Source organism: Hyalangium sp. (assembly GCF_035629615.1).
Classification (GTDB): domain Bacteria; phylum Myxococcota; class Myxococcia; order Myxococcales; family Myxococcaceae; genus Hyalangium.
The window spans coordinates 1-9,602 of record NZ_DASPHO010000907.1; the positions used below are offsets into that span (position 1 = coordinate 1).

General features: G+C 68.5%; 10 protein-coding genes. 6 read left to right on the forward strand and 4 right to left on the reverse strand.

The window, feature by feature from the left end; all coding sequences use genetic code 11:
- A partial coding sequence (locus VD972_RS45270) for a hypothetical protein (RefSeq protein WP_324996358.1) occupies positions 1-869 on the forward strand: 869 nt, incomplete at its 5' end.
- A gap of 61 nt (positions 870-930) precedes the next feature.
- A complete protein-coding gene (gene msrB / locus VD972_RS45275; protein WP_324996360.1) occupies positions 931-1,359 on the forward strand; it encodes a peptide-methionine (R)-S-oxide reductase MsrB in 429 nt (142 codons plus the stop codon).
- Position 1,360: 1 nt separating this feature from the next.
- Here msrB and VD972_RS45280 read toward each other — a convergent pair whose 3' ends face one another.
- Positions 1,361-1,693 (reverse strand): hypothetical protein, encoded by a 333-nt coding sequence (locus VD972_RS45280; RefSeq protein WP_324996362.1) that lies wholly within the window; start codon positions 1,691-1,693, stop codon positions 1,361-1,363.
- A gap of 264 nt (positions 1,694-1,957) precedes the next feature.
- Between VD972_RS45280 and VD972_RS45285 the strand changes: the two genes are divergently transcribed.
- The 4 genes from VD972_RS45285 (at position 1,958) to VD972_RS45300 (ending at position 6,312) form a co-directional block, all read left to right on the forward strand.
- Positions 1,958-3,151 carry an LLM class flavin-dependent oxidoreductase gene (locus VD972_RS45285; protein ID WP_324996364.1) on the forward strand — a complete coding sequence of 398 codons (1,194 nt, stop codon included), beginning with the start codon at positions 1,958-1,960 and terminating at the stop codon, positions 3,149-3,151.
- Positions 3,152-3,264: 113 nt separating this feature from the next.
- Positions 3,265-4,083 carry an ABC transporter ATP-binding protein gene (locus VD972_RS45290; RefSeq protein WP_324996366.1) on the forward strand — a complete coding sequence of 273 codons (819 nt, stop codon included), beginning with the start codon at positions 3,265-3,267 and terminating at the stop codon, positions 4,081-4,083.
- The gene (locus VD972_RS45295; RefSeq protein WP_324996368.1) at positions 4,080-5,738 is read left to right on the forward strand and encodes a hypothetical protein; all 1,659 of its coding nucleotides are present in this window, start codon (positions 4,080-4,082) and stop codon (positions 5,736-5,738) included. Before VD972_RS45290 ends, VD972_RS45295 begins: the two co-directional genes overlap by 4 nt.
- 10 nt (positions 5,739-5,748) lie before the next feature.
- Complete coding sequence (locus tag VD972_RS45300) at positions 5,749-6,312, forward strand: antibiotic biosynthesis monooxygenase (RefSeq protein WP_324996370.1); 564 nt, start codon at positions 5,749-5,751, stop codon at positions 6,310-6,312.
- A 70-nt stretch (positions 6,313-6,382) separates the two neighbouring features.
- Here the strand turns inward: VD972_RS45300 and VD972_RS45305 are convergent, their stop codons facing one another.
- The 3 genes from VD972_RS45305 to VD972_RS45315 form a co-directional block, all read right to left on the reverse strand.
- Positions 6,383-7,078, reverse strand: a complete 696-nt coding sequence (locus VD972_RS45305) for a peptidoglycan-binding protein (protein WP_324996372.1) — start codon at positions 7,076-7,078, stop codon at positions 6,383-6,385.
- Positions 7,079-7,156: 78 nt separating this feature from the next.
- The gene (locus VD972_RS45310; RefSeq protein ID WP_324996374.1) at positions 7,157-8,290 is read right to left on the reverse strand and encodes a DUF819 family protein; all 1,134 of its coding nucleotides are present in this window, start codon (positions 8,288-8,290) and stop codon (positions 7,157-7,159) included.
- An 8-nt stretch (positions 8,291-8,298) separates the two neighbouring features.
- A partial coding sequence (locus VD972_RS45315) for an aspartate aminotransferase family protein (protein WP_324996376.1) occupies positions 8,299-9,602 on the reverse strand: 1,304 nt, incomplete at its 5' end.

Here is a 9,602-nt window from a genome sequence, read left to right on the forward strand (position 1 = left end):
AGTCGCCGCAGCCCGCCCCCGAGACTCCTGACCGCCGGCTCGTCCTCAACACCCTGTTCGTGGGGCGCGTCAACCCGCTGGGGCTGGAGCTCCAGACGCGCGGGGGGTACCAGACGCGCCTGTACCGGGACGACCGGCCGCTCTTCCGCGACAACTTCCTCTTCGTGGGCTCATTGCCCCGGCTCAGCCCGGCGGGCATCCGGGTGGGGCCCGTCGTGGAGTTCCAACCCCTCACGATCTTCAACCTGCGTCTGTCGGCCGAGTACGTGGGCTTCTTCTCCACGGCGGGCTTCCTGCAGTCGCGCTCCTCGCCCAACATCGACTACTCGAAGTCGGCGCTCGATGCGGGCGAGGCGGCCAGGCAGCAGTACGCCGCCTCGGGTGCGCGCTTCGCGCTCGAGCCTTTCGTGCAGATGAAGGTGGGGCCCATCGCGGTGCGCAACCGCTTCTCTTTCGAGTACTGGCGCATGGGCCTGCAGGATGAGGACCGCGTCTGGTACGACGGCACGCTCGACACGCTGGTGCCCGGTGAGGGCTTCACGTACACGAACGACCTGGACCTGCTCTTCCTCGGCCTGCCGCCCCTGGTGGTGGGTGCGCGCTATTCCCTGGTGGAGCCCCTCTACTCGTCGCGCCAGCTCCCCGACGGTGAGGTCCTGTCTGCTGACAACGGCCACCACCGGGTAGGGCTGCTCGCCGCGTACGTCTTCTATGACCGGGGCTACACGGCCTTCAACAAGCCGGCCGTCCTCCTCAACGTCGCGTGGTACCTCCAGCACCGCTACCGCACCGGCGCAGAGGTGAGCCGTGCCGTGCCCTATGTGGTCCTGGGCTTTGCCTTCCAGTCGGACCTGCTGGATGGTGAGTGAAGTCGCGTGTTACCTGGCCCATGACTGACGCGGACCTGCGTCCAGAGAGGAGCGAGACCCCATGGTGGACAAGCTGACGCTGAGTGATACCGAGTGGCGCAAGCGCCTGACGCCCGAGGAATACAGCGTCCTGCGCGAGCACGGCACGGAGTCCCCATGGTCCGGGTGCTTCATCGGCACCAAGGAGCCAGGCACCTACGTCTGCGCTGGCTGCGGCAACCCGCTGTTCAAGGCGGGAATGAAGTTCGAGTCCGGCACGGGCTGGCCTTCCTTCACCCAGCCCGTGGGCCCCGACGCGGTGACGGAGTATCAGGATGGCTCGCATGGGATGGTGCGCACCGAGGTTCGGTGCGCTCGGTGCGACGGCCACCTGGGGCATGTCTTCCCGGACGGCCCGCCCCCCACCGGTCTGCGCTACTGCATGAACTCGGTGTCCATGAAGCACGTGCCGGAAGGACAGCCCATCGAGCTGGTGAAGAGAGCGCCCTGAGCTACTCCCTGCGATGGGAGGTGGGCTCCTCCTCTCGCCGGCGCGCCTCTTCCTCCACATCCGCGTCCGCACCGCGCTTTTCGGGGTCGGGCTCCAGACGGGCCTGACGCGCACTCGCATCCCAGGACTTCTCGGCGTCCTGAGCGTGCACCTGTGAGGCGTCGTCGTCGTCTTGTTGCCCGGTCCACGTGGTGTGCCCACCCGCGAAGCCCTCTAGCGGGCGGGGCTCCCGCCGGGACTCCACCTCCAGATCCTTCTGCTCCTGCTCGCGCAGCCGCTGCCGCTCCTGCTGTCTCTCTCGCTGGTGCTGCCTATCGATGGGATCGTCGGCCATGCTCGCCACCTCTTGCTCCAAGTTGCGAACCATCGCCGGGCACGTCATCCCGTAGGGCCCCTTGCGCGATTGCATGCCCGCCGAGAGGGCACATGGGCGAGCGCCTCAAACCTCGTCGGGGCTATACTCTCGTCAGTGGCCCTGGCTGATCCAAGAACCCGGATCGACTCCAATGACTCTCAGGTGCCCTGGGCGCGAGAGACAAGACACCCCCGCTCGAACAATTCAGTCTCCCCGTAAAGCACACACAGAAGGGTCAAAAACATGAGGCTCGATGTCTTCTCGGAGATGCAGCACCCGAAGGAGCTGTGGATCGACGCAGACCATGAGCACCGCTTGATCCAGGAGACGCTGGAGCAGGCCCGGCTCGCCGACGAGCTGGGCTACGGCGTGTGGTGGCAGGTGGAGCACCACGCGGCGGGGGACTTCAGCTTCAGCTCTGCGCCCGAGTGCATGCTGACGGCGATCGCCATGAGCACGAAGAACATTCATGTCGGCCACTCGTCCGTGCTCGCGCCCCCTCGGTTCAACCACCCCATCCGCATCGCCGAGCGCGCGGCCTTCATCGACCACCTGAGCAATGGACGGTTCCAGCTCGGCCTCGCCCGGAGCACCATCCCCGAGTGGCGCACCTTCAACATCGACCCGGACTCGACGCGAGGGCAGATGCAGCAGGCCTTCGAGATGATCCCGAAGATGTGGTCCCAGGAGCCGCTGTCCTGGAACAGCAGTGACTTCCAGCTCAAGAACATCAACGTCATCCCGAAGCCGTACCGCAAGCCGCACCCGCCGCTCTGGCAGGCCTGCTCCAGTCCGGCCTCGTTCGAGCAGGCGGGACGCAACGGCGTGGGGGCGCTGGGGGTGACGCTGTGGGCCTCCCTGGAGGAGGTGGCGGAGATGATCCACCTCTACCGTGAGGCCATCCGCACGCAGTGCAAGCCGGTGGGCTCGTTCGTGAACGACCAGGTGGCCTTCTTCACCTTCGTCCACTGCGCGGACAGCGAGCAGGAGGCGATGGAGAACGGCGCGGCGAGGGCAGCGGCCTGGTACACCAATGGTTCATTCTCCTTCTTCGAGGCGAAGGATCACTTCATCAAGTCGGCTTCCGAGCTCGAGGCGCTGGCGAAGGACCCGGCCGGCGGGGGATTGACCGGCCAGTACATGCGGAAGAAAGACCCGAACGCGCCTCAGTCACGGGCGCAGCGGGTCCTCGGCCGAGTCATGCAGAACGAGGCCGTCTCGGATCTGGAGCTCTGGGAGGTCCTCCGGGCGCAGGACTCCCTGATCGCCGGCACGAAGGAGCAGGTGCGCAAGGGGCTGAAGCGCTACCAGGACCTCGGGATCGACGCCCTCATGAGCTTCCACCAGGTGGGCCCCTTGTCGCACGAGAAGGTCATGAAGAGCCTGCGCCTCACCGGCGAGCTGATCCCCGAGTTCAGCTCCCCGAAGGTGCCCTAGGCGCTTCCGTGGCCGGCGGGGCTTCCCGGACCGCAGGTCCACGCTTGGCTCTCGGGCGACCGACCGATGGGGATTGTGGGCGGGGGCGCTGTGGACCGAGACTGAAGGCTCACATGTCGCCCTCCCCCACCGACCTGGCCGTTGACGCCCGTGGGCTCGTCAAGCGCTTTGGCAGCTTCACCGCGCTCAACGGGCTCGATCTCCAGATCCCCCGAGGCGCCTTCTACGCCTTCCTGGGGCCCAACGGGGCCGGCAAGTCCACCTCCCTGACGATCCTCACCGGGGTGTATGGCCCGGACGCCGGCTCCATCCAGCTGCTGGGCCTGGATGCCGTCAAGCACCCCATGGAGGTGAAGCGCCGCATCGGCATGGTGCCCGAGGAGCTCAGCCTCTTCGAGCGGCTCACGGGGCGGCAGTACCTCACCTTCTGCGGCCGCATGTATGGCCTGAGCGGGAGCGAGGCCGCCACCCGCGCCGCCGAGCTGCTGGAGCTCACCGAGCTGACGTACAAGGCCGGCGCGCTCGTGGCCGAGTACTCCAAGGGCATGCGCCGGCGCCTGGCCATCGCCGCGGCGCTCATCCATGCGCCCGAGCTCATCTTCCTGGATGAGCCCTTCGAGGGCATCGACGTGCTGGCCGCCGGCGTCATCCGCGAGCTGCTGCGCGAGCTGAGCCGGCGTGGCGTCACCCTGCTGCTCACCACGCACGTGCTGGAGATCGCCGAGCGCCTGGCCTCCCACGCGGGCATCATCCGCGGCGGACGCATGCTGGATCAGGGCCCCGTGGAGGAGCTCATCCAGCGCCATGAGGTGCGCTCGCTCGAGGCCGTCTTCGAGAAGCTCATCTCCGTGCCGGCCGCGCGCAATGCCCGCCTGTCCTTCTATGGAGAGGCCTCCGCCCCGGTCGTGCCCCTGCGCCGGGAGTCCGCGTGAGCCCGCCCCCTGTCCCCGGCTTCCTGCGCCACCTCTGGCTGCTGTGGGGCCTGCGCCTGCAGATCGGCCTCAACCGCGGGGACGGGCGCCCCAGCAAGCTGCTGGCGGTGGCCACCTTCGCGGCCTCCAGCGCCCCGGCGCTCTTCTTCGGCCTGGCCTTCTTCGTGCTCATGCGGCTGCCCCCGGTGGCCCAGAGCAACGTGTGGCCCTACTTCATCCTCAACCTGCTGTGCTTCGTCACCGCCGCCGTGTGGGTCACCTGGCCGCTGCTCTCCGCGGGAGTGGATGACCACTCGGAGCTGAGCCGCTACGCCCCCTTCCCCATCTCGCCCTTCAGACTGCTCATCTCCTCCACGGTGGCCAGCCTCTTCGAGCCGCGCGCCCTCGTCTTCTATGCGCCCCTCACCGGCGCCGCCCTGGGCTACGCCTCGGTGAACCACCTGCGCGCTCCCGGGATCGCCCTCTTCAACTACGTCCTCTTCGCCCTGCTGTGCGCCGCCTGGAGTCGCGTGGGTCTGCACGCCGTCATCAACGTGCTGCGCGAGAAGCGCAGCGCCGAGATCATCGGCGGCGGCCTGTTCGTCTTCCTCTTCGCCGCGTCCTTCATCCCCCCTGTCGATACCTCATGGCTCACCGCCGTGGGCGAGGCCGGCGTGGGCGCGCTGGACATGAGCATCATCATCAACGCCGCCATCGCGCTCGGCCGGGTGCCTCCGGGGTTCTTCGGGGACTCGCTGGGGCAGCTCGCCTACGGGCGCCTGCGCCTGGCCCTCATGGAGTCCTTCGGGCTGGCCGTCTTCGTCGTCATCGGTCTGGTGGTGGCCTATGTGCTCCTCATGCGCTTCCATCGCCAGTCAGGGCGCGCCGGGCCGGCCATGAAGGAGTCCGGTGACCGGGACCCGTTTGCCCTCACGGCCACCCGGTTCCGGACGATTCTTGCCCGCGAGGCGCTGGACCTGTGGCGCAACCCTCGCGCCCGGCTGCTCACCGCCGTGCCCTTCGTGCTCGCCATCCTCCTGAAGCTGCTGTCCGGGAGAGATCTGTTCGTCTACCTGCTCGGGCAGTCCGCGGATGCGTGGCTCATGGGCGGCCTGTCCGTCTACGGCGCCGTCGTCATCGCCTCCACCTTCTCGCAGAACACCTTCGCCTATGACGGGCAGGGCTTCGCCATCTTCCTGGCCGCGCCCATGGACCTGGCGGACGTGCTGCGCGCCAAGAACCTGGTGCAGGCCGTGGCCGGCCTGGGCCTGGCGCTGATGGTGGGCCTCTTCTACCGGGTCTACTTCGGCTTCGGCACCTGGGTGGACTTCCTGTGCTCCATGGCCTCCGTGGCCGCCGTGGTGCCCGTGCTGCTCGCCGCTGGCAACTTCCTGTCCCTGTACTTCCCGGTGAAGTTCCACGCCAGCCTCAAGCGCCGCGACAAGCTGCCCCTCACCGCCTCCATGCTCGGCATCGTCGCCGCCTGCGTGGGGTGCATGCCCTTCGGCTGGGCCCTGAGACTTGCAGGCAAAGCTGGACCCACGCTCCAGACGGCGGCGATGATCGCCCTGTGCGCCGCCCTCTACGCCGTGCTGTACCGAGCCGTGCTGCCGCTGGCCCTGCGTCTGCTGGATCAGCGCCGGGAGATCATTCTGCGCGCGGTGACACGCGAGTAGGAGGCTCGCGATGAGCTCCTCCGCCGCCGAGGGCCCCGTCACCGTCATCGTGAACCGGCGGCTGAAGCCAGGCACCGAGGCCCGATGCGACGAATGGCTGAGCGGCGTCATCGCCGACGTCACGCGCTTCCCCGGGCACCTGGGCGTCGACGTCTTCCGCCCGCCGAACGCCGACACCGGGGACTACGTGCTCACCTTTCGCTTCGACACCTACGCCCATCTCCGGGCCTGGGAGGAGTCACCCGTCCGCGCCGAGTGGGCGATGCGCGCCGCGGAGTTCACCGTGGGCGTGCCGCGCGTCCGCAGGCTCACAGGGTTCAAGTCGTGGTTCGAGGCCCCCGGCCAGGCCGAACCTCCCCCGCGCCTCAAGATGGCCCTGGTAGCAGTGCTCGGCATCTACCCGCTGCTCATCCTCGTCGTGCCCACCCTGCACTCCCTGCTGCATGGGCTGCCTGAGCTGATCGCGGCGCTCCTGTCGGCGCTGATCCTGGTGAGACTGATGAGGTATGCCGTGCTGCCGTTGCTCACCCGGCTGCTGGCGCCCTGGCTGGCTCCGAAGTCCCCGCGGCAATAGCTGGAAACAGCAGGGGCCCAGCGCCGAGCAGCGCCGAGCCCCTGAGCTCACCTTGGCTGAAGTGTGCCTCTCAGTACTTCAGGCCGGGGATGAGAGCGCCCGACGTCCAGCCGCGACCGTGCGCGGAGAAGATGTTCACGCCGTAGGCGGAGCCCTTCGCCTCGATGGTGCGCCCGTCGCCCAGGCTGATGGCCACGTGGCCCGGCCGGAAGAGCAGCGCGCCGCGCGTCTTCAGCGCCTGATCCACCGAGACCTGCGTGCCCTTCTGCTTGAAGAACGGCACCTGGTTCATCGTCCCGTCCGGCACCGTCACGCCCGCCTGGTGCGCCGCCCACTGCACCAGTTCCGAGCAGTCGAACGTGTCCGGGTTCTTGTCGTTCAGGTTGGTCTCCGCGCCGAACACGTAGCGGTCGCCGCGCTGCGCCAGCGCCTTCTGCACGAAGTCCTCGGCGGTGCCCTTCGCAGCGCCGCCACCGGGGTTCGGGTTCGGCGTCGGAGCCGGGCCGCCAGCGCCCTTCAGCTTGCCCCACGTCTGGGGACCGACGATGCCGTCCACGGCAATGCCTTGCGCGCGCTGGAAGGCCAGCACGGCCGCCTTGGTCTTGGGCCCGAAGGCGCCGTCCACAGGGCCGGGGTTGAAGCCCTTGGCCTTCAGCAGGGTCTGGAGTTCCTTCACCGCGGGGCCCTTGGAGCCCTCGCGCACGGTGGGGGGGGTGGAGCGCGCCGTCAGCGCAGCAGTCCGAGTCGAAGAGATGGGAGCAACCATCGTAATAACCTCATGTAGGATGTGACTTACATGCGAGTTATCGGCCCCTGATTCTCAAAAGTTGCGGAAAAAGTCGGATCAACCCGCAAGCCAGCGCAGCCCCCAGGCTGTCAGCAGGCCCAGGTAGTTGCCCAGGGCAAGGCCCGCGAGGCCCAATGTCAACCCCGGCCCGACAAGTGCCCGATTCTTCAGGGCCGCGGCCACAGGGCCGATCTGCGCCGGCCCATAGATGGTGGCGGTGGAGCAGATCAGGGTGCTGTCCGCATCAATACGCAGGAGCGCGGACGCGGTTACATGGATGAGGATGGCCAGGCCCATCACCCCCCACACGAAGAGGATCAGCGTCGTGCTGCCCCCGCTGAGCAGCCGCACGTCGGCCAGCGAGCCCATGGCCACGCAGAAGACCATCAGCAGGTACTCGCCGAGCTCATAGGTCCCCGTGAGCCCGCGCACCCGCGGAGAGAGGGAGGCCGCGATGCCCAGGCTGGTGATGCCCAGCAGCGCCGGGCTGGATTCCAGCTTCCCGAACACGAGCAGCGTCCCGCCGACGGCCACCGCCGCGATGGCCACCGCGAGCCCGAAGCCGAGCCCCATGTCCCGGAGGTGATGCCGGGTCCAGACGCTGAGCCGCTCGCCCGGGTGTTCGAAGGCCTCGTGGTGGGGCGCGGCGGTGAAGGGCGGCATGAAGCGCAGCAGCAGCCGCTGCGCGAAGGTGAGGAGGAAGATGAGGTAGAGGCCACCCGCGGCCAGGTCCGCCGCGTTGAGCAGGACGAAGGTCTCGCTCTGCGCCTCCAGCACGCGCCCGATGGCGGCCATGTTGGCCGTGCCGCCCACGTACACGCCCACGAGCATGCCGGCGATCTTCCACCACTCGTCGCTCTGCCCTCGGAAGAACCAGCCGACGAGCCCCGCGGAGAGGACAGCCGCAGCGCACGCGAGCGCGAAGGAGATGAACAGCGGGCGCGCGAGCCTCGGCCACTGGCGCACGTCCGTGGAGAAGAGCAGCAGGGGGATCGCCAGCGGCACCGCCCCTTCGCTCACGCGCATGGCGGCCTCCGCGGACAGCTTCACCCCTGGCAGGTTCGCCACGAGGATGCCCGCCATGTAGCAGAGCGTCACCGGGCCGAGGAACCGCGCCACGCGGTAGCGCTCGCCCGCCCAGAGGGCCACGGCCGGAAAGAGAATGCACCCCAGCACCTGGATGACCGTCATTGGCGCACTCACCCGCGGTTGAACACCCCATCGAGGAAGTCCAGCAGGAAGCCGTCCACCTGCTTCCGATCAGGGATGGCCCCGACCATGCCGTACATCGCCGCGCTGCCCTCGGGCGCTGGCTCGCCTGCCGCGAGCTTCGAGGCGCAGTCCCGCAGGTCCGTCAGCAGCAGGTCCGCGATGGGCTCATGCGCAGGGGTGATCATGCAGTGTAGGGCCGGCGGGTTCTGCTGCCGGTCCAGCTTCCAGCCGCGTGCCTCCATCGCATCGCCCAGCTCGTACACGTTGAGCGAGTCCGAGCTGAACGCGAACACACCCGAGTGCGGCACGCCGAGCACGCGCAGGCCGGGGATGGTGTGAATGCCGGCGATCAGCTTGTCCGTCGTCGCGAGGATGCGCCGCGCGTGGTCGAGGTAGCCCTCCTCGCCCAGGTAGTGCATCACCGCCCACGCCGCGGCGATGGCCCCCCCAGGCCGCGTGCCCGTCATGGAGGGCGAGGCGTACAGCCCGCCGGGCCAGCCCGAGTACGTGAAGAACTGGTGCCGCCGCAGATCGCGGTTCCGGTACAACACCACGGAGGCTCCCTTCGCCGCGTAGCCGTACTTGTGGAGGTCCGCGGACAGCGACGTGACGCCCGGCACCGCGAAGTCGAACGGGGGGATGTCGCGGCCGAGCTGCTTCGCGAAGGGGAGGAAGAAGCCTCCCAGGCACGCGTCCACGTGGCACAGCAGCCCGCGGGACTGCGCCAGCGCGGCGAGCTCTGTGATGGGATCCACCACGCCATGCGGGTACGGCGGTGCGCTGCCAACGAGGAGCGCCGTCTGGGGAGTGATGAGCCGCTCCACGTCGCGAAGATCCACCCGGAAGTCTGGCCCGGTGGCCGCATGGCGGATCTCGACATCGAAGTAGTGCGCCGCCTTCTCGAAGGCGGGGTGGACGGTGAGCGGGGCGATGATCTCCGGGTGGGCGATGCCCTTCTCGTTGCGGGCCCACTCGCGCGCGGCCTTCACCGTCATCATGATGCTCTCGGTGCCGCCCGTGGTCATCGTGCCGGCCACGTCGTCATCGCCGTGGAAGAGCGACGAGGCCATGGACACCACCTCGGCCTCCATGCGGCGCAGGGAGGGGAAGGCGACAGGCGACAGGCCGTTCTCGGCCATGAACTCGCCGTAGGCTTCCTTGAGCAGCCGGGAGTGCTCGTCATCCACGTAGTAGACGAGGCTGAACGTGCGGCCGTCCTTCCACCGCGCGTCCTCGGAGCGCATCTCTCGCAGCTCCGCGAGCACATCGTCCTTCGCGCGCTTCGTCTTCG

What these genes read in the sequence shown, in the direction of transcription:
- VD972_RS45305 (WP_324996372.1), bottom strand. Translation starts at nt 7,078, where the DNA reads ATGGTTGCTCCCATCTCTTCGACTCGGACTGCTGCGCTGACGGCGCGC.
- msrB (WP_324996360.1), top strand. Translation starts at nt 931, where the DNA reads ATGGTGGACAAGCTGACGCTGAGTGATACCGAGTGGCGCAAGCGCCTG.
- VD972_RS45285 (WP_324996364.1), top strand. Translation starts at nt 1,958, where the DNA reads ATGAGGCTCGATGTCTTCTCGGAGATGCAGCACCCGAAGGAGCTGTGG.
- VD972_RS45300 (WP_324996370.1), top strand. Translation starts at nt 5,749, where the DNA reads ATGAGCTCCTCCGCCGCCGAGGGCCCCGTCACCGTCATCGTGAACCGG.
- VD972_RS45310 (WP_324996374.1), bottom strand. Translation starts at nt 8,290, where the DNA reads ATGACGGTCATCCAGGTGCTGGGGTGCATTCTCTTTCCGGCCGTGGCC.
- VD972_RS45280 (WP_324996362.1), bottom strand. Translation starts at nt 1,693, where the DNA reads ATGGCCGACGATCCCATCGATAGGCAGCACCAGCGAGAGAGACAGCAG.
- VD972_RS45290 (WP_324996366.1), top strand. Translation starts at nt 3,265, where the DNA reads ATGTCGCCCTCCCCCACCGACCTGGCCGTTGACGCCCGTGGGCTCGTC.